Below are 18,333 nucleotides of genomic sequence, written 5' to 3'. Positions count from 1 at the left end.
TAACCAAGACAAAAAGAAGAGCACCAACGTAAGATACACGTTGATACTCTAAGGATACCGGCGACGAGACTTGAACTCGTACGCCCTTGCGGGCACTGGATTTTGAGTCCAGCGCGTCTGCCATTCCGCCACGCCGGCGTATACTTTATAATGAAGGCGGTAACCGGATTTGAACCGGTGGTGAAGGTTTTGCAGACCTCTGCCTTACCACTTGGCTATACCGCCACATAATAAAAGCGAAAGACGGGATTCGAACCCGCGACCCCCACCTTGGCAAGGTGATGTTCTACCACTGAACTACTTTCGCAAAAAAACTGGGGTGGCAGGGATCGAACCTACGCATGATGGAATCAAAATCCATTGCCTTACCGCTTGGCTACACCCCAAGGATATATATAAATTAATAAAGGCGGATGATGGGGATCGAACCCACGCATGCCTGAACCACAATCAGGTGTGTTAACCACTTCACCACAACCGCCATAATAAATATATTTAAACATCAAAAAAATGGCAGGGACAGTAGGAATCGAACCCACATCAAAGGTGTTGGAGACCTCTATTCTACCGTTAAACTATGTCCCTAAAAATGGTGGAGGAGAGTGGATTCGAACCACTGAACCCTAAGGAACGGATTTACAGTCCGTCGCGTTTAGCCACTTCGCTACTCCTCCATATAGATGTTGCAATGGCTCAGGACAGAGTCGAACTGCCGACACACGGAGCTTCAATCCGTTGCTCTACCAACTGAGCTACTGAGCCATAAAACTAACGGTCTGGACGGGACTCGAACCCGCGACCTCCTGCGTGACAGGCAGGCATTCTAACCAGCTGAACTACCAGACCAAAAACTTGTTTGCAATTGCTTGCAATTGCGGGAGCTGGATTTGAACCAACGACCTTCGGGTTATGAGCCCGACGAGCTACCAGACTGCTCCATCCCGCGATAATAATAATAAAAATGGTGGGGGTTGACGGGCTCGAACCGCCGACCCTCTGCTTGTAAGGCAGATGCTCTCCCAGCTGAGCTAAACCCCCAACTTACTAAACTTGCAACTTATCGAAGATAAGTTATGACCCGTACGGGATTCGAACCCGTGATACCGCCGTGAAAGGGCGGTGTCTTAACCGCTTGACCAACGGGCCTTAAGACACAATTTTTAAACAGATTCACTACGGAGAGTAAGGGATTTGAACCCTTGAGACAGTTTACACTGCCTACACGGTTTCCAACCGTGCTCCTTCAGCCACTCGGACAACTCCCCATATTACTCCGCAAGTAGGGCTCGAACCTACGACAACACGATTAACAGTCGTGTGCTCTACCAACTGAGCTATTGCGGATAAATGCTTGGCAACGTCCTACTCTCACAGGGGGAAACCCCCAACTACCATCGGCGCTAAAGAGCTTAACTACTGTGTTCGGGATGGGAACAGGTGTATCCTCTTTGCTATCGTCACCAAACAGATAAATATGTCTGGATAATTATGAAATTATCAATGAAAGTTTGCACTCTCAAAACTGAATACTAATTGATGTTTTTTCGAAAGGTAACAACCCATCGTCATTTTCGCTTTTAAAACTTAATAAGGTTAAGTCCTCGACCTATTAGTATTCGTCCGCTCCGTACATCGCTGCACTTCCACTCCGAACCTATCAACCTGATCGTCTCTCAGGGGTCTTACTCACATAAAGTGATGGGAAATCTCATCTCGAGGGGGGCTTCACGCTTAGATGCTTTCAGCGTTTATCCCTTCCACACATAGCTACCCAGCGATGCTCCTGGCGGAACAACTGGTACACCAGCGGTGTGTCCATCCCGGTCCTCTCGTACTAAGGACAGCTCCTCTCAAATTTCCTGCGCCCGCGACGGATAGGGACCGAACTGTCTCACGACGTTCTGAACCCAGCTCGCGTACCGCTTTAATGGGCGAACAGCCCAACCCTTGGGACCGACTACAGCCCCAGGATGCGATGAGCCGACATCGAGGTGCCAAACCTCCCCGTCGATGTGGACTCTTGGGGGAGATAAGCCTGTTATCCCCGGGGTAGCTTTTATCCGTTGAGCGATGGCCCTTCCATGCGGAACCACCGGATCACTAAGCCCGACTTTCGTCCCTGTTCGACTTGTAGGTCTCACAGTCAAGCTCCCTTGTGCCTTTACACTCTGCGAATGATTTCCAACCATTCTGAGGGAACCTTTGGGCGCCTCCGTTACTCTTTAGGAGGCGACCGCCCCAGTCAAACTGCCCATCTGACACTGTCTCCCACCCCGATAAGGGGTGCGGGTTAGAATGGTCATGTCACAAGGGTAGTATCCCACCAACGCCTCATCCGAAGCTAGCGCTCCGGAGTCCAAGGCTCCTACCTATCCTGTACAAGTGACACAAACATTCAATATCAGATTGCAGTAAAGCTCCACGGGGTCTTTCCGTCCTGTCGCGGGTAACCTGCATCTTCACAGGTACTATAATTTCACCGAGTCTCTTGTTGAGACAGTGCCCAAATCGTTACACCTTTCGTGCGGGTCGGAACTTACCCGACAAGGAATTTCGCTACCTTAGGACCGTTATAGTTACGGCCGCCGTTTACTGGGGCTTCAATTCGCACCTTCGCTTGCGCTAAGCACTCCTCTTAACCTTCCAGCACCGGGCAGGTGTCAGCCCATATACTTCATCTTACGATTTTGCATAGACCTGTGTTTTTGGTAAACAGTCGCTTGGGCCTATTCACTGCGGCTCTCTCAGGCTTTCACCTTAATAGAGCACCCCTTCTCCCGAAGTTACGGGGTCATTTTGCCGAGTTCCTTAACAAGAGTTCTCTCGCTCACCTTAGGATTCTCTCCTCATCTACCTGTGTCGGATTGCGGTACGGGCAGTCATTAACTAACTAGAGGCTTTTCTTGGCAGTGTGGAATCAGAACCTACGGCACTAGGTGCCACCACATCACAACTCAGCTTACGCGGAAAGCGGATTTGCCTACTTTCCTGCCTAATTGCTTGTACATGCATATCCATCAGCATGCGTTCGTATCCTACTGCGTCCCCCCATCGCTCAAACATTAATGACTGGTACAGAAATATCAATCTGTTGTCCATCGCCTACGCCTATCGGCCTCAGCTTAGGTCCCGACTAACCCTGGGCGGACGAGCCTTCCCCAGGAAACCTTAGATATTCGGTGGACGGGATTCTCACCCGTCTTTCGCTACTCATACCGGCATTCTCACTTCTAAACACTCCACCAGTCCTCACGGTCTGACTTCGCTGTCTTTAGAACGCTCTCCTACCACGAACATCATAGATGTTCATCCACAGTTTCGGTAATACGTTTAGCCCCGGTACATTTTCGGCGCGGTGTCACTCGACTAGTGAGCTATTACGCACTCTTTAAATGGTGGCTGCTTCTGAGCCAACATCCTAGTTGTCTAAGCAATACTACATCCTTTTCCACTTAACGTATATTTAGGGACCTTAACTGGTGGTCTGGGCTGTTTCCCTCTCGACAATGGATCTTATCACTCACTGTCTGACTCCCGAGTATAAGTCGATGGCATTCGGAGTTTATCTGAATTCAGTAACCCTAGATGGGCCCCTAGTTCAAACAGTGCTCTACCTCCACGACTCTCTACCTCGAGGCTAGCCCTAAAGCTATTTCGGAGAGAACCAGCTATCTCCAGGTTCGATTGGAATTTCTCCGCTACCCACACCTCATCCCCGCAATTTTCAACTTACGTGGGTTCGGACCTCCAGTAAGTTTTACCTTACCTTCATCCTGGACATGGGTAGATCACCTGGTTTCGGGTCTACGCCTACTAACTAATTCGCCCTATTCAGACTCGCTTTCGCTGCGGCTCCGTCTTCTCGACTTAACCTTGCTAGTAAACGTAACTCGCCGGTTCATTCTACAAAAGGCACGCTATCACCCATTAACGGGCTTTAACTACTTGTAGGCACACGGTTTCAGGAACTATTTCACTCCCCTTCCGGGGTTCTTTTCACCTTTCCCTCACGGTACTGGTACACTATCGGTCACTAGGGAGTATTTAGCCTTACGGGATGGTCCCCGTGGATTCCGACGGAATTTCTCGTGTTCCGCCGTACTCAGGATACATTCTGGAGAGAAGCGCTTTTCGTTTACGGGACTGTTACCCTCTTTGGTTAACCTTTCCAGGTTACTCAACTAAACGCTTCCTTTGTAACTCCGTGTAGAATGTCCTACAACCCCAAAGAGCAAGCTCTTTGGTTTGGGCTGTTTCCGTTTCGCTCGCCGCTACTCAGGAAATCGATTTTTCTTTCTCTTCCTGCAGGTAATAAGATGTTTCAGTTCCCTGCGTCTGCCGTCAAACAACCTATGTATTCAGTTGTAGACACTATGCGATCAAGCATAGTAGGTTTCCCCATTCGGAAATCTCTGGATCAAAGCTTACGTACAGCTCCCCAAAGCATATCGGTGTTAGTCCCGTCCTTCATCGGCTCCTAGTGCCAAGGCATTCACCGTGCGCCCTTTCTAACTTAACCTTCAGATTTGTGTTCGTTGTTAAACAACTACTAACGCCTCTTTACTAATCACCTTACGGCTTTTAGTTCGACATAATGAACATATGTCTGGTTGGTCGTGCGATACGACCTGATGATTATAAATCACCTAAAATGAGTCTCGGTTGTTACTTGGTCTTTCTATTTCATATCAATTAGTATTCAGTTTTCAAAGAACAAAAAAATAATGGTGGAGCCTAGCGGGATCGAACCGCTGACCTCCTGCGTGCAAGGCAGGCGCTCTCCCAGCTGAGCTAAGGCCCCTTTATAAGGGTATTCAATTTAAAATGGTGGGCCTAAATGGACTCGAACCATCGACCTCACGCTTATCAGGCGTGCGCTCTAACCAGCTGAGCTATAGGCCCTTTGGAGAAGATTGACTTCTCAAAACTAAACGAACAAACAGATGTCATACAACAATTAATGTAACTTATCACACCCGAAGGTGTGTTCCTATTCCTTAGAAAGGAGGTGATCCAGCCGCACCTTCCGATACGGCTACCTTGTTACGACTTCACCCCAATTATCTATCCCACCTTAGACGGCTAGCTCCCGAAGGTTACCAAACCGGCTTTGGGTGTTACAAACTCTCGTGGTGTGACGGGCGGTGTGTACAAGGCCCGGGAACGTATTCACCGTAGCATGCTGATCTACGATTACTAGCGATTCCGGCTTCATGCAGGCGAGTTGCAGCCTGCAATCCGAACTGAGAATAATTTTATGGGATTGGCTCCACCTCGCGGCTTCGCGACCCTTTGTATTATCCATTGTAGCACGTGTGTAGCCCAGGTCATAAGGGGCATGATGATTTGACGTCATCCCCACCTTCCTCCGGCTTACACCGGCAGTCACTTTAGAGTGCCCAACTTAATGCTGGCAACTAAAATCAAGGGTTGCGCTCGTTGCGGGACTTAACCCAACATCTCACGACACGAGCTGACGACAACCATGCACCACCTGTCACTTTGTCCCCGAAGGGAAAGTTCTGTCTCCAGAATGGTCAAAGGATGTCAAGACCTGGTAAGGTTCTTCGCGTTGCTTCGAATTAAACCACATGCTCCACCGCTTGTGCGGGCCCCCGTCAATTCCTTTGAGTTTCAACCTTGCGGTCGTACTCCCCAGGCGGAGTGCTTAATGCGTTAACTGCAGCACTAAGGGGCGGAAACCCCCTAACACTTAGCACTCATCGTTTACGGCGTGGACTACCAGGGTATCTAATCCTGTTTGCTCCCCACGCTTTCGCGCCTCAGCGTCAGTAACAGACCAGAGAGCCGCCTTCGCCACTGGTGTTCCTCCAAATATCTACGCATTTCACCGCTACACTTGGAATTCCACTCTCCTCTTCTGTCCTCAAGTCTTCCAGTTTCCAATGACCCTCCCCGGTTGAGCCGGGGGCTTTCACATCAGACTTAAAAGACCGCCTGCGCGCGCTTTACGCCCAATAATTCCGGACAACGCTTGCCACCTACGTATTACCGCGGCTGCTGGCACGTAGTTAGCCGTGGCTTTCTGGTTAGATACCGTCAAGGGGTGAACAGTTACTCTCACCCTTGTTCTTCTCTAACAACAGAGCTTTACGACCCGAAGGCCTTCTTCGCTCACGCGGCGTTGCTCGGTCAGACTTTCGTCCATTGCCGAAGATTCCCTACTGCTGCCTCCCGTAGGAGTTTGGGCCGTGTCTCAGTCCCAATGTGGCCGATCACCCTCTCAGGTCGGCTATGGATCGTCGCCTTGGTAAGCCATTACCTTACCAACTAGCTAATCCAGCGCGGGTCCATCTCACAGTGACAGCCGAAACCGTCTTTCACTTGAACATCTTATGATGTTCAGCACATTCGGTATTAGCATCGATTTCTCGATGTTATCCCCAGCTGTGAGGCAGGTTACCCACGTGTTACTCACCCGTCCGCCACTAACTTCAAAGGAGCAAGCTCCTTATCCGTTCGTTCGACTTGCATGTATTAGGCACGCCGCCAGCGTTCGTCCTGAGCCAGGATCAAACTCTCGTTAAAAAGTAACGGTGTTTAAACCGTCAAATGATCCTTAACTAGTTCGCTAGCTAAAAATTTATTACTTGTTGTCGTTACGAAATTAATTGGTTAAACTCCTAAGAGTTTAAGCATATAACATCTTTTTTGTTCGTTCAGTTTTCAAAGGTCAATCGTTATCGGCTCTCGCTGACAACTTCTTAATATTATCATGTGTTGTGTTTGTTGTCAACATCTTTTTGAAAATGTTTTTTTAATCAAAACGCTTTATATCAGCGCCTCTCACTCAACATGTATTATCATAACAGTTACAAAATGATATGTCAACAATTTTCCTTTTAAAAAAACTGTTTCTTACGAGAAACTTTTTCCACTCTCGAAACCTTATTGTTTTCGTTTGTAAACTGTTTACTTAGTATATATGACAGCACCATCATTTGGCAATAGTTTTTTTCAAAAAAAATAAAGGTGGTAGGCTTTGAAGCGCTACACACCTTTATTAGTACTGCTTTTATTTATCTAAACGTGCTTCTAATTCCGCTTTTTCTGTTTCAAAACCTGGTTTACCCAATAAAGCAAACATGTTTTTCTTGTATGCTTCAACCCCTGGTTGATCGAATGGGTTAACACCTAACAAGTAACCTGAAAGGCCTACCGCTTTTTCGAAGAAGTAAATGAGGTAACCTAATGAAAACTCATCTAATTTAGGGATTTCGACAACAAAGTTGGGCACTTCACCATCAGTATGCGCTAATAACGTTCCTTGGAATGCTTTTTCATTAACATAATCAACTGTTTTACCGGCAAGGAAGTTCAAACCATCAAGATTTTTTTCATCTGATGGAATATCAATATCAAAACGTGGTTCCGCTACTTTGACAACTGTTTCCATTAGAATACGACGACCTTCTTGAACGTATTGACCTAATGAATGTAAATCTGTAGAGTAGTTCGCTGATGATGGATAAATTCCTTTTTGATCCTTACCTTCACTTTCACCGAATAGTTGTTTCCACCATTCGTTAAAGTACTGCAAGCTTGGTTCATAGTTAATTAACATCTCAACTGTTTTACCTTTACTGTATAACACATTGCGCGCAACAGCATATTGATAAGCGATGTTTTCCGAGATGTTCGGGCTACGTAAATCTTCGCTTGCTTGACGAGCACCCGCCATAATAGCGTCTGTATCGATACCTGCCGCTGCAATTGGTAATAGACCGACAGCAGTTAAGACTGAAAAACGTCCACCGATGTCATCTGGTACGACAAACGTTTCGTATCCTTCGTTATCCGCTTCTGTTTTCAAAGCACCTTTAGCTTTATCGGTTGTTGCATAAATACGTGATTTAGCTTCTTCTTTACCATATTTCTCGATCAAAAGACCTTTTAAGATACGGAAAGCTAAGGCAGGTTCTGTCGTTGTTCCTGATTTAGAAATAATGTTAACAGAGAAATCTTTGTCTTTAACAAACTCCACTAAATCATGTAAGTAAGTTGAGCTAATACTGTTACCAGCAAAGAAAACTTGTGGTGCTTTACGAACAGCTTTGCTATCCACGTTATTAAATGAACTCTTGATGAATTCGATTGCTGCACGAGCGCCTAAGTATGAACCACCGATACCGACAACGATTAATACTTCTGAATCGCCTTGAATTTTTTTACTAGCGGCTTGAATACGAGCGTATTCTTCTTTATCATAATTTGTTGGCAAATCGATCCAACCTAACGCGTCGTTTCCGACACCAGTGCCGTTGTGCAAATCATTATGAGCTGCAGTTACAGCACTTTGTAAGTAATCCATTTCATGTTGACCGAAAAATGCCAACGCGTTCGAATAATCAAATTTAATATGAGTCATTTCGAAACCCCCAGTAATTTTTTATTAACACCCTAACTTTATACTAATCAACCTGTTTTTTCAATATAAACATAACGCAATACTTCATTTAATGGACAACTAACGCACCACAATGTTCACAACTGAATCATTCGAAGTCAACAACCAGAGAAAGGAGCTTTCTAATCACTAATTTCACCTGTGCCTTTGAATGTCTCAATCCAAATCGGCATTTGTTTGCGTAACGGGTCAAATCCCGCTTCACCGACTTCGCTATTTTCACTATCTTCCATTGCACGCAATGATAAGCTCATCCGCTTCTTTCCTTCGTCAACGCTTACAATTTTAACTTTAAGCGTTTGTCCGACATGCAAGTAATCATTAATATCTTTCACGAAACCATGGGTCACCTCAGATATATGTATCAAGCCTTGTGTCTCTTCTGAAAGTTTGATAAAAGCACCATATTTTTGAATGCCATCGACGGTCCCTTCGACAATATCACCTATCTTATATTTGACCATACGTACCCTTCTTTCTAACGTTGTCTCTTCAATTATTAATTATAGCATTTTTATTGTCGCTTTATCAGCTCATAACTGTCCATTTTAGCGACTTTATTTCACTTGCGAAAGCTCGTTAACATTTTTATATCCCTTCAAATTGAGGTACAATAACGGTAGTTAAACTAACATACGGAGAGGTGACACGATGACAACTAACTTTAACGAAGTAAACAGACGCCAACAAACGAACTGTCTTAAATGGGATAACGCACCCACCGTCTTTGGCAAGGCGGTTTTACCGATGTGGATTGCTGATATGGATTTCCATCCACCAGCGGGTGTAACACTCGCTTTACAAAAAGTTGTTAACCATAATATTTACGGCTATAATTTCGTACCAGACGTAGCTAATACTGCCATTTGCAATTGGTTGCACCGCAAGTATAATTGGCAGATTGAGCCTGAGATGATTATTTATAATCATAATGTCGTGGCGAGTATTTCAGTAGCGCTTGAAGCCTTAACGCAGCCGGGTGAAAATGTCTTAATGTGCCCTCCTGTCTATAACCCATTTTTCGAAGTCCCTCCACGGATAGGACGTAACGTCGTCTTTGCGCCGTTGCATTATCAAGATCACCGCTATTATTTTGACTTTGATACATTTGAACAGCGTTTAGCTGATCCTTTGACAACTGCTTTCTTATTTTGTTCACCTCATAATCCATCTGGTCGTGTCTGGTCTCAAGCAGAACTGTCACAGATTATTATGTTATGCGCACAATACAATGTCGCAATTATTTCTGATGAAATTCATTCCGATTTAGCCTTTGAATCACACGTACCAATCGCCGCCCTCAACACAACACAGGCGACGATTGTCACCTTAATGGCACCCTCTAAAACATTTAACCTCGCAGGTTTACAAGCGGCCTATTTAATTAGTGATAATGCTCAGTTACGCGAGCGTATCGTAGCAATCCGGGCCGAACGAGCCTATCCTGACCTTAATATCTTCGGCGCTACAGCCTTACAAGCGGCCTATGAAACAGGCGGAGACTGGTTGACAGAATTACTCGTCCAACTCAAAAAAAACATTGATACTGCTCATAAGCAACTCAGTCAATTACCTTTAATAGAAGTAACACCTATCGATGCCTCCTATTTGCTCTGGATTGATTACCGTCAAACCGGTATTAGTGAAAACACCTTAATGAGCGAACTAATCGAGCAAGGTGTCGGCATCACACTCGGATCAGTCTACGGCGAAGAAGGACGCGGCTTCATTCGTATCAACGTTGCAACAACTGAAACCTTAGTCAATGAAGGCATCAATCGTATCGTTGCCGCCTTTACAAACTTAATGACATAAAAAAAGTGTTACCCTCTATCTATTAGAGGGTAACACTTTATTAATAGCTTATTTAAGAATCGTAATTTTGTTAATCACAACATCTTCAACCGGACGATCTTGCACGCCTTTTTTCACATCTGCAATCGCATCAACGATATCCATGCCTTCAACAACTTGACCGAATACAGTATGACGGTAATCCAACCATGGTGTTCCACCGTTTTCTTTATACGCATTGACAACTTCTTCTGGGAAGTCAGCATCTTTCATTTGGCGTGTCATGTTTTTTGGCACTTCACTTGCTTGCACGATGAAGAATTGGCTGCCGTTTGTGTTCGGTCCAGCATTCGCCATCGATAACGCACCACGGAAGTTGAATAAGTTGCGCGAAAATTCATCAGCAAATGATTTGCCCCAAATACTTTCGCCACCCATACCAGTACCGGTTGGATCGCCACCTTGTAACATGAAATCTTTAATAACACGGTGGAAGAATAGACCATTGTAGTAGCCATTTTCAACATGTGTAATAAAGTTTTCAACTGTTTTAGGTGCTTCCTCTGGGAATAACTTGATTTCGATTGTACCCATTGTTGTTTCAAACGCAACAAGACGTTCATTTGCTTGTACTTCTTTGGTTAATTGTGGGAATGACATAATTCAATCTCCTTTATAATTTATTTCACCTTATTTTAACATTGAATCTACTGATAACCAAACTAAAAATTCAAATGCAACTTTGTTTCGCTACAGACTGAATCGAAAGGACGTGTCTCTATGTCTCAACTAAAGAAAAACCTCTATCTTTTAATGGCCGCCAACTTTTTAGTTTCCATCAGCATGACAATGATTATGCCGTTCCTTTCATTGTACATCGCCACTTTTGGCAACTATTCCCAAGATCATATCCAGCGATGGTCAGGTTATATTTTCGGCGTTACCTTTTTAGCAGCCTTTCTCGTTTCACCCTTATGGGGGAAAATCGGTGACCGCCATGGCTTTAAACCAATTCTCATCTTCACCTCAGTCGGAATGGCGCTCTCGCTCTATTTAATGGGAGAGGTCAGCAGCGTATCTCATCTGTTCTTCTTGCGAATTTTCATGGGTATCGTAACTGGTTTTGTCGGTGTTTCCAATGCCTTTATCGCGCGGCAAACACCTAAAAAGGAGTCCGGTCGCGTGTTAGGAACCTTACAGCTCGGCAGTGTGACGGGGATGCTGTTTGGTCCATTGATTGGCGGCTATTTAGCTGATGTCTTTGGTTTCAAACAAACCTTCTACCTTTCAAGTATCGCCTTATTCATCGTAGCGCTCCTTGTTACCTTTGTCTTAAAAGATACTGTTACACACACCACCAATACAACAAAAAACGAAAAAGTACCAAATACGATTGCTTACATCTTACATATTCGTGTTTTAACGATGATGATGATTGCAACCAGTCTCGTCCAAATTGCCAACTTCAGTTTACAGCCACTGCTCTCGCTCTATGTTAAAGAGCTCGTACCGCACACGAACAACATCGCACTGTTATCAGGGCTAGCATTCTCAGCAACCGGCTTTGGGAATTTGATTATGACACGTCGTTGGGGTATTTTAGGTGACCATCACGGATACGAAAAAATTATCGGCTATCTGTTAATTGGCTCCGCCATCGCCATTATTCCAATGGCCTTTATCAATTCGATGACCTTATTTATTTTCTTACGCTTTTTATTCGGGATTGTCATCGGTGGCTTAATCCCATTAACAACGGCATACATTCGGCTCGCCTCACCCATTTCAATCCAAGGCGAGGTGCTTGGTTACAATCAAAGTGCCCGTTTTTTAGGCAACGTCATCGGTCCTGTCATTGGCGGTGAACTCGCAAGTCTCTTTAGTATTTCATTCGTGTTTATCTTTACAGCGTTCATGTTCCTGCTCACCTATTGCTTATTACAGATGAGTATGCGATCTGATCGCAAGCGTAAAATCGAACTGCATTAAGCGCCTCAACCTCCACATTAGCGTCTGTGCGAGGTTGAGTTTTTTTTCATTAAATCGAGCAGATACCTTCTATCATTTGTTATGCTATATTTTTTTAGTTATACTTAAAGTAAGTATCTTATTGTTTACTACCATTTATACGAAAGGAGCGATTCATTTTAGTGAACTTTTTACACATTGCCGTATTATTACCCTTATGCTTAGCTGCCCTTATTCCGTTTATTCATCGCCGCTTACAACAATGGCATCTTGGATGGTTAGTCCTCATCTTCCCATTAGGGTTGTTCTGTTACTTTTTAAGCTTCGTCTCACAGAATCTCACAACTCATCCGCTTGTATACACAATGAAGTGGATTCCCGACTTAGGAATTAACTATGTCTTACGTCTTGATGGACTGAGCCTCCTGTTTGTTTTACTTATTACAGGTATCGGTACCCTCGTCACCCTCTACTCAATCTTTTATTTGAGTAAGAAAAAAGAACAATTGCATTATTTTTATGCCTACCTCGCAATCTTCATGACCGCGATGTTAGGCTTGGTCTTATCAGATAATATGATGGTGCTCTATCTTTTTTGGGAAATGACTTCGATTAGCTCATTCTTGCTGATTGGGTATTGGCATAAGCGGGAGCGTTCGCGCTACGGCGCTAAAAAAGCGCTCTATATTACTGTCTTCGGTGGATTGATGATGCTTGGTGGGATGGCTATTTTATCAAATCTCGCAGGTAGTTTTAGCATTCAAACCGTCATTGCTCGCGCAGCTGCCTTCAGCGATTCGCCGTATTTCATCTTGGCGATGATTTTTATCATGCTTGGGGCCTTTACGAAATCGGCTCAGTTCCCCTTCCATATTTGGCTACCCGACGCGATGGAAGCACCAACACCAATTAGTGCCTACCTTCATTCAGCCACCATGGTTAAAGCCGGACTCTATTTAATTGCTCGCATGACACCGGTCTTTGCTCCCACACATCAATCGTGGTCGGTTACGATTATGATTGTCGGGCTAGTCACCTTATTTTGGGGCGCATTTAACGCCTTAAAGCAGGTCGATTTAAAAGCGATTCTCGCCTATTCAACCATCAGTCAGCTCGGGCTAATTATGTCATTACTCGGGCTTGGCTCTAACGCCTTACGGGAGGCGAACGGTTTTTATGTTGCCGCACTCGCAGCCGCCTTATTGCATCTCTTTAATCATGCAACGTTTAAAGGTGCCTTATTTATGGTCGTTGGTATTATCGATCATGAAACAGGTACGCGTGACATCCGCCGCCTCGGTGGCTTAATGAACGTCATGCCCTTAGCGGCAACGCTTGCCTTTGTTGGAACATTTGCGATGGCCGGCATTCCACCTTTTAACGGCTTTATCAGTAAAGAGATGTTTTTAGAATCGTTCGTGCACCTCTCGTCGATTGACGCACCAACACTGAGTACGTTGTCTTACATCTTCTTATTTGTCGCGTGGATTGCCAGTGTTATTACGTTCGTCTATAGTATGATTTTGTTCTTTAGACCATTTACAGGCAAACAAAAACCATGGCTGCAGCCAAAACGTGCAACACACACACCACTTGGCATGGCCTTTTCACCGCTTGTACTCATCGTCTTAGTAATTGTGAGTGGCTTGTTTCCGAACTTATTTGCCAATCGTTTAATTACACCGGCAATACATAGTGTCAAGACGACACTCAACCCTAGCTACGAGTTACATTTAGCACTCTGGCATGGGTTTACACCCGCGCTGTGGCTCACAATCGCCATCATTGCGGTTGGGACAGTGCTAGCAGTTACTTATTTAAAATGGAAGCCTGCGATTCAAAAGCGCTACCGTCATACCTTTGCTTGGAACGATGTGTATAACCGCGGGAACTATTACTTTGAAAAATTATCGTACCGCTCAATGACGACCGTTATGAACGGTAATTTACGGTTCTACTTAATCATTTTATTTATGACCTTTATTTTAATGACACTTGTCGGTGTTCTAACAACCGACTCGCTTGATTTTTCAATGATAAAACTGACTAAAATCGACGTGCTGGATGTATTAATTTTCATTGCAACCGCGATTGTCTTATTAGCCATTATGTTATCTAAAGCTCGCTTAACCTCGGTCATCCTACTCGGGGCACTCGGTTATTTAATCGCGATTATGTTTATGGTCGCTCGTGCTCCCGACATCGCGTTGACGCAACTTGTGGTTGAAACAATTTCAGTCATTTTATATTTACTGGCGTTTCGTTTCTTACCACAAATTGGTAAGGATGAGGAAAAAATCACCCCGTTTTCTTGGCGGTTATGGATTAGCTTAGGTGTTGGTTTCGTCATGTTCATGGTGGTGTTCTCCTCTTTCAATACGACCTTCTTTGATTCGGTGCTTTCGCCGTATTTCATTGAAAATGCCTACACTCTTGGTGGCGGTAAAAACGTCGTCAATGTCACCTTGGTTGATTTCCGTGGGTTTGATACGTTCTTCGAATCAGCGGTTTTAACGATTGCAGCCATCTGTATTTATTCATTGGTGCGCTTACGTCTGAACAAAGGAGATAAACAACATGAAGAATAATGATGTCTTACTCCGAATGGCGTCACAAATCATTGTCTTTATTATTTTGATTTTTGGTGCTGACTCGTTTTTCTCTGGGCATAACATGCCTGGTGGTGGCTTCATCGGTGGTCTTATCATCGTCTCGGCCTTTGTGTTACTCGCGATTGCCTATGACCTGAACTTAGTCAAACGGATTTTGCCGTTCAACCCCCTCCGTTTAGCAGGGGCTGGTTTACTCGTCATCTTAATTAGTTCGAGCATCAGCCTCTTTAAAGGTGAAGCCTTTTTGACACATACGACTGTCTACGTCGAATTGCCGCTCTTTGGGCACACTGGGCTGTACACGTCCACTTTATTCGATGTCGGTGTCTTGATGGTTGTGCTCGGCGCCATCCTCACTATCATTATTGCGATTGGGGAGAGTGATTAAATGGAATTGTTAATGAGTCTACTCATCGGGCTGATGTTTACTGCCGGTGTTTACTTAATCTTATCAAAAAATGTACTGCGGATTATTATTGGAACAGCCATTGTCAGTCATGGTGCAAACCTCACCTTACTGACGATTGGTGGTATCAAACGAGGTAACGCCCCCATCTTATTGGATGGCTTAACTTTGTTTAATGATCCGATCCCACAAGCCTTAATTTTAACAGCGATTGTTATTGGCTTTGCGGTTACCGCCCTCTTTTTAGTAGTGGCCTACCGCGCGTATCAAGAAAATGGAACCGACATGGTTAACCGCACGAGAGGAAATGATGATGATGATGACTAATTTTGCTTTACTGCCAATTCTAATCCCTTTCGTTGCAGCGATTCTATTATTGATTTTGCCTCATAAAATCAAATATCAGCGTCCCGCAGCCCTAAGTTTTAGTTTTATTTTGTTAGCTGCTTCCCTTTTCAGTGCTTATAAAGTAATCACTGAAGGAACACTTGTTGTCACAATGGGGAACTGGCCTGTTCCATTTGGTATTAGCATAGTGGCCGATATGTTGGCCATGCTACTCGTTGTAACGACAACGCTCATTTTACCGCTAATTATTTTATATTCAATCCGCACCATCAGCGTTCAACGGGAAGAAGGACTCTATTACCCACTTGTCTTTTTTATGATTACAGGTGTTAACGGGAGTTTTTTAACCGGTGATATTTTCAATCTATTCGTTTTCTTCGAGGTTATGCTGATGTCATCCTATGGTATTTTAGTTTTAGGTGGCACGCGAGTACAGTTGCAAGGGATTTTAAAGTACCTTGTGTTCAATGTCATTGCCTCTGCCTTTTTCATCGTCTCTGTCGCGATGCTCTACGGCATTGTTGGCACACTTAATATGGCCGATATCGCCAACAAACTGGCACAAGTTCAAGGCAACGCAGACGCCGGCCTCATTAGTGTGATTGCGATTTTCTTTTTGTTTGTGTTCGGTTCCAAAGCCGGTATTTTTCCACTGTTTGTTTGGTTACCTAGTTCCTACGTCAGTGCACCGATGCCGATTCTTGCTTTGTTCGGTGGTCTTCTCACTAAGGTTGGTGTCTACGCGATTTTACGAACCTTCAGTTTGTTTTTCTCCAGTTCGCCCGGCATAGAATGGGACTTCTTACGTTGGTCGGCCTACTTGACAATTATTATCGGTGTCGTTGGTGCCATGAGTTATCGGAACATGAAAAACATTATTATTTACAACATTTTAATCGCGATTGGGGTCATCTTAGTCGGTTTTACCAGTTTAACAACATCAGGGATGACTGGCAGCGTCTTTTACCTCATTCACGATATGTTAATCAAGGTCGCGTTGTTCATGGTTATTGGTGTGATCCTCTTTATTACCGGCACACCTGATATTCGCGATTTTTCGGGACTGATTGCCCGCTACCCTGGTCTGACCATCACCTTCTTCATCGCGATGTTAGGACTGGCAGGCATTCCACCGTTTAGTGGTTTTGTCGGCAAACTGTACATCGTCAAAGGTGTCTTCGAAAGCGGCGATAGCGTCGGCGGGATCCTCATCCTCGTCTCGAGTCTCTTCGTTTTATTGTCACTACTCCGTATCTTCATCTTAGGTTTTTGGGGCAAAGAACGGGGGCCCCGTCATTACGTCTTTGGCTACCGACAAATGATGCTACCAACGGTGATACTTGTGGCAATTACCGCCATATTTGGCGTCGGGATTCAATTCGTCACCCCTTATGTCCTCGAGGCATCTGATTCGTTAATCGATCCACTCGTTTATATTACTGCTGTGTTAGGAGGCAATTAAATGGTTTTTCAAATCTTTCTCAATACATTAATTGCCTTACTTTGGCAGTTTCTCCAAGCTGAATTCAATTTCAGCACTTTTTTAATCGGTTATTTAATCGGTATTATTATGCTTTTCACCATGCGTCGCTTTTTCAATGGTCGCTTTTACTTAGAACGGGTCTGGTCGGTCATTCGACTGATTATGATGTTCTTAGGAGATGTCGTGACGAGTTCCATCACCATGTCGAAGGTCATTTTATCAAATGAAATCGATATCACGCCTGGTATTTTCAAGTACCGCACGGTGCTTGAATCGGATTGGGAGGTCATGCTACTCACGTCGCTCATCTCACTCACACCCGGAACAACCTGTATCGAAGTTGATGAAGATTCACACACCTTTTACATTCATTGTATCGACTTAACCGACCCTGAAGAAGAACGCAGTAAAATTCGCAATGGCTTTGAACGTCACATCGTGGAGGTGTTCCGTAAATGATTTTACACGTATCGATTTATATCTCATTAGTCTTATTCGGCATTTCAATTATCCTTTTCTTATACCGTGTCATCAAAGGCTTTTTCTTAGCTGATCGCGTACTCGCACTTGATTGTATCGGCATTGCACTCGTATCGATTGCTGCGCTAATTTCAATGATGCAAAACACGCCAGTTTTTGTTGATGTGTTACTCATCATCGGCTTACTCGCCTTCATCGGTACCGTCTCATACGCCCGCTTCGAAGAGAAAGGTCAGGTGATTGTCCGTGATCGCACTAAGTCTTGAAATTTTAATTTCACTCCTCATCATCACGTCTTCGATTTTAAGTTTAATCGCAGCCCTAGGACTGATTCGCCTGCCTGATACGTATACGCGTGCGCATGCAGCCGGTATTGGTAACACGCTTGGTATCACCGTGATGATGGTCGCGCTGATTATTTACTTCTCCTATTTTTCAGAAGTAAACATGTTACCGCGCATTATTTTAGCACTCCTCTTCATCTTCTTAACGGCACCGATTGCGAACCATTTAATTACTCGGTCGGCCTATCATATCGGTGTTCCTTTAACTAAGAACCATCTAATTGATGAGTTATATCCGGTTAAAAAAGAAGAGATGCAAGCGCTCCGTGCTGAACGGTTACAACGGGAGGTTCGCGAACAAGAAGATTATTTGAAGGCGATGAAACAGGTCCATTTTGCCGACTACATGCGCGATCGTCGCTTAGAACAACATGAGCAAGAAGAAGAAGCTGCCTTCCAAACAGAACTTAAGGCGCCACTTCGACCAACTGAAGAACTAAACGATGATGAAACAACTACTTAATTAAAAG

General features: G+C 44.5%; 12 protein-coding genes, 16 tRNA genes and 3 rRNA genes. 9 read left to right on the top strand and 22 right to left on the bottom strand.

Going from position 1 to position 18,333, the window contains the following annotated elements:
• Positions 1 to 55: 55 nt before the first annotated feature.
• The 21 genes from ACJYYY_RS01565 to ACJYYY_RS01465 form a co-directional block, all read right to left on the bottom strand.
• Positions 56 to 138: transfer RNA gene (locus ACJYYY_RS01565), tRNA-Leu, on the bottom strand.
• A 16-nt stretch (positions 139 to 154) separates the two neighbouring features.
• Positions 155 to 225, bottom strand: a tRNA-Cys gene (locus ACJYYY_RS01560).
• A 10-nt stretch (positions 226 to 235) separates the two neighbouring features.
• Positions 236 to 307: transfer RNA gene (locus tag ACJYYY_RS01555), tRNA-Gly, on the bottom strand.
• Positions 308 to 314: 7 nt separating this feature from the next.
• Positions 315 to 386 (bottom strand) — tRNA-Gln (locus ACJYYY_RS01550).
• A 22-nt stretch (positions 387 to 408) separates the two neighbouring features.
• Positions 409 to 481 (bottom strand) — tRNA-His (locus tag ACJYYY_RS01545).
• Between the two features lie 30 nt (positions 482 to 511).
• Positions 512 to 585, bottom strand: a tRNA-Trp gene (locus tag ACJYYY_RS01540).
• A gap of 5 nt (positions 586 to 590) precedes the next feature.
• Positions 591 to 674, bottom strand: a tRNA-Tyr gene (locus ACJYYY_RS01535).
• Positions 675 to 689: 15 nt separating this feature from the next.
• Positions 690 to 762: transfer RNA gene (locus tag ACJYYY_RS01530), tRNA-Phe, on the bottom strand.
• A 10-nt stretch (positions 763 to 772) separates the two neighbouring features.
• Positions 773 to 846 (bottom strand) — tRNA-Asp (locus tag ACJYYY_RS01525).
• Between the two features lie 26 nt (positions 847 to 872).
• Positions 873 to 946: transfer RNA gene (locus ACJYYY_RS01520), tRNA-Met, on the bottom strand.
• A gap of 16 nt (positions 947 to 962) precedes the next feature.
• Positions 963 to 1,038: transfer RNA gene (locus tag ACJYYY_RS01515), tRNA-Val, on the bottom strand.
• A 36-nt stretch (positions 1,039 to 1,074) separates the two neighbouring features.
• Positions 1,075 to 1,146: transfer RNA gene (locus ACJYYY_RS01510), tRNA-Glu, on the bottom strand.
• A gap of 30 nt (positions 1,147 to 1,176) precedes the next feature.
• Positions 1,177 to 1,265: transfer RNA gene (locus tag ACJYYY_RS01505), tRNA-Ser, on the bottom strand.
• Positions 1,266 to 1,271: 6 nt separating this feature from the next.
• Positions 1,272 to 1,344 (bottom strand) — tRNA-Asn (locus ACJYYY_RS01500).
• Positions 1,345 to 1,349: 5 nt separating this feature from the next.
• A 5S ribosomal RNA gene (rrf, locus tag ACJYYY_RS01495) occupies positions 1,350 to 1,465 on the bottom strand.
• Positions 1,466 to 1,589: 124 nt separating this feature from the next.
• A 23S ribosomal RNA gene (locus tag ACJYYY_RS01490) occupies positions 1,590 to 4,519 on the bottom strand.
• Between the two features lie 206 nt (positions 4,520 to 4,725).
• A tRNA-Ala gene (locus ACJYYY_RS01485) sits at positions 4,726 to 4,801 on the bottom strand.
• 24 nt (positions 4,802 to 4,825) lie between these two features.
• Positions 4,826 to 4,902 (bottom strand) — tRNA-Ile (locus tag ACJYYY_RS01480).
• 99 nt (positions 4,903 to 5,001) lie between these two features.
• Positions 5,002 to 6,549: ribosomal RNA gene (locus tag ACJYYY_RS01475) — 16S ribosomal RNA — on the bottom strand.
• The 16S, 23S and 5S rRNA genes sit together here with 16 tRNA genes alongside, the layout of an rRNA operon.
• Positions 6,550 to 7,036: 487 nt before the next feature.
• A complete protein-coding gene (locus tag ACJYYY_RS01470; RefSeq protein WP_035314288.1) occupies positions 7,037 to 8,389 on the bottom strand; it encodes a glucose-6-phosphate isomerase in 1,353 nt (450 codons plus the stop codon).
• A 161-nt stretch (positions 8,390 to 8,550) separates the two neighbouring features.
• On the bottom strand, positions 8,551 to 8,892 hold the full coding sequence (locus tag ACJYYY_RS01465) for a CvfD/Ygs/GSP13 family RNA-binding post-transcriptional regulator (protein WP_035314290.1): 342 nt from the start codon (positions 8,890 to 8,892) through the stop codon (positions 8,551 to 8,553).
• A gap of 187 nt (positions 8,893 to 9,079) precedes the next feature.
• Here ACJYYY_RS01465 and ACJYYY_RS01460 point away from each other — a divergent pair, with 187 nt between their 5' ends.
• The gene (locus tag ACJYYY_RS01460) at positions 9,080 to 10,243 is read left to right on the top strand and encodes a MalY/PatB family protein (RefSeq protein ID WP_035314291.1); all 1,164 of its coding nucleotides are present in this window, start codon (positions 9,080 to 9,082) and stop codon (positions 10,241 to 10,243) included.
• Positions 10,244 to 10,291: 48 nt separating this feature from the next.
• On the opposite strand, the gene ACJYYY_RS01455 is transcribed toward ACJYYY_RS01460, so the two are convergent.
• Complete coding sequence (locus ACJYYY_RS01455; protein WP_035314293.1) at positions 10,292 to 10,882, bottom strand: peptidylprolyl isomerase; 591 nt, start codon at positions 10,880 to 10,882, stop codon at positions 10,292 to 10,294.
• A gap of 120 nt (positions 10,883 to 11,002) precedes the next feature.
• On the opposite strand from ACJYYY_RS01455, the gene ACJYYY_RS01450 reads away from it, so the two are divergent.
• From ACJYYY_RS01450 to mnhG, 8 genes are all read left to right on the top strand, one after another.
• Positions 11,003 to 12,211: an MFS transporter gene (locus ACJYYY_RS01450; protein ID WP_408869021.1), complete on the top strand. Its 1,209-nt coding sequence runs from the start codon at positions 11,003 to 11,005 to the stop codon at positions 12,209 to 12,211.
• Positions 12,212 to 12,372: 161 nt separating this feature from the next.
• Positions 12,373 to 14,778 (top strand): Na+/H+ antiporter subunit A, encoded by a 2,406-nt coding sequence (locus tag ACJYYY_RS01445; protein WP_408869020.1) that lies wholly within the window; start codon positions 12,373 to 12,375, stop codon positions 14,776 to 14,778.
• Positions 14,759 to 15,190: a Na(+)/H(+) antiporter subunit B gene (locus ACJYYY_RS01440; RefSeq protein WP_232217928.1), complete on the top strand. Its 432-nt coding sequence runs from the start codon at positions 14,759 to 14,761 to the stop codon at positions 15,188 to 15,190. The genes ACJYYY_RS01445 and ACJYYY_RS01440 overlap by 20 nt, the downstream gene beginning before the upstream one ends.
• Positions 15,191 to 15,535: a Na(+)/H(+) antiporter subunit C gene (locus tag ACJYYY_RS01435; protein ID WP_035314296.1), complete on the top strand. Its 345-nt coding sequence runs from the start codon at positions 15,191 to 15,193 to the stop codon at positions 15,533 to 15,535.
• A complete protein-coding gene (locus ACJYYY_RS01430) occupies positions 15,525 to 17,018 on the top strand; it encodes a Na+/H+ antiporter subunit D (protein WP_408869226.1) in 1,494 nt (497 codons plus the stop codon). Before ACJYYY_RS01435 ends, ACJYYY_RS01430 begins: the two co-directional genes overlap by 11 nt.
• A complete protein-coding gene (locus tag ACJYYY_RS01425) occupies positions 17,019 to 17,498 on the top strand; it encodes a Na+/H+ antiporter subunit E (RefSeq protein ID WP_035314298.1) in 480 nt (159 codons plus the stop codon).
• Positions 17,495 to 17,785: a Na(+)/H(+) antiporter subunit F1 gene (locus tag ACJYYY_RS01420; RefSeq protein ID WP_035314300.1), complete on the top strand. Its 291-nt coding sequence runs from the start codon at positions 17,495 to 17,497 to the stop codon at positions 17,783 to 17,785. Before ACJYYY_RS01425 ends, ACJYYY_RS01420 begins: the two co-directional genes overlap by 4 nt.
• Positions 17,766 to 18,326 carry a monovalent cation/H(+) antiporter subunit G gene (mnhG, locus tag ACJYYY_RS01415; protein ID WP_051456908.1) on the top strand — a complete coding sequence of 187 codons (561 nt, stop codon included), beginning with the start codon at positions 17,766 to 17,768 and terminating at the stop codon, positions 18,324 to 18,326. Before ACJYYY_RS01420 ends, mnhG begins: the two co-directional genes overlap by 20 nt.
• Positions 18,327 to 18,333 lie beyond the last annotated feature (7 nt).

The organism is Brochothrix campestris, assembly GCF_046058945.1.
Classification (GTDB): Bacteria; Bacillota; Bacilli; order Lactobacillales; family Listeriaceae; genus Brochothrix; species Brochothrix campestris.
This window is presented reverse-complemented; position numbering and strand designations above follow the sequence as displayed.

Coding starts and splice junctions, on each gene's coding strand:
- ACJYYY_RS01470 (WP_035314288.1), bottom strand. CDS start 8,389: ATGACTCATATTAAATTTGATTATTCGAACGCGTTGGCATTTTTCGGT.
- ACJYYY_RS01465 (WP_035314290.1), bottom strand. CDS start 8,892: ATGGTCAAATATAAGATAGGTGATATTGTCGAAGGGACCGTCGATGGC.
- ACJYYY_RS01460 (WP_035314291.1), top strand. CDS start 9,080: ATGACAACTAACTTTAACGAAGTAAACAGACGCCAACAAACGAACTGT.
- ACJYYY_RS01455 (WP_035314293.1), bottom strand. CDS start 10,882: ATGTCATTCCCACAATTAACCAAAGAAGTACAAGCAAATGAACGTCTT.
- ACJYYY_RS01450 (WP_408869021.1), top strand. CDS start 11,003: ATGTCTCAACTAAAGAAAAACCTCTATCTTTTAATGGCCGCCAACTTT.
- ACJYYY_RS01435 (WP_035314296.1), top strand. CDS start 15,191: ATGGAATTGTTAATGAGTCTACTCATCGGGCTGATGTTTACTGCCGGT.
- ACJYYY_RS01430 (WP_408869226.1), top strand. CDS start 15,525: ATGATGACTAATTTTGCTTTACTGCCAATTCTAATCCCTTTCGTTGCA.
- ACJYYY_RS01425 (WP_035314298.1), top strand. CDS start 17,019: ATGGTTTTTCAAATCTTTCTCAATACATTAATTGCCTTACTTTGGCAG.
- ACJYYY_RS01420 (WP_035314300.1), top strand. CDS start 17,495: ATGATTTTACACGTATCGATTTATATCTCATTAGTCTTATTCGGCATT.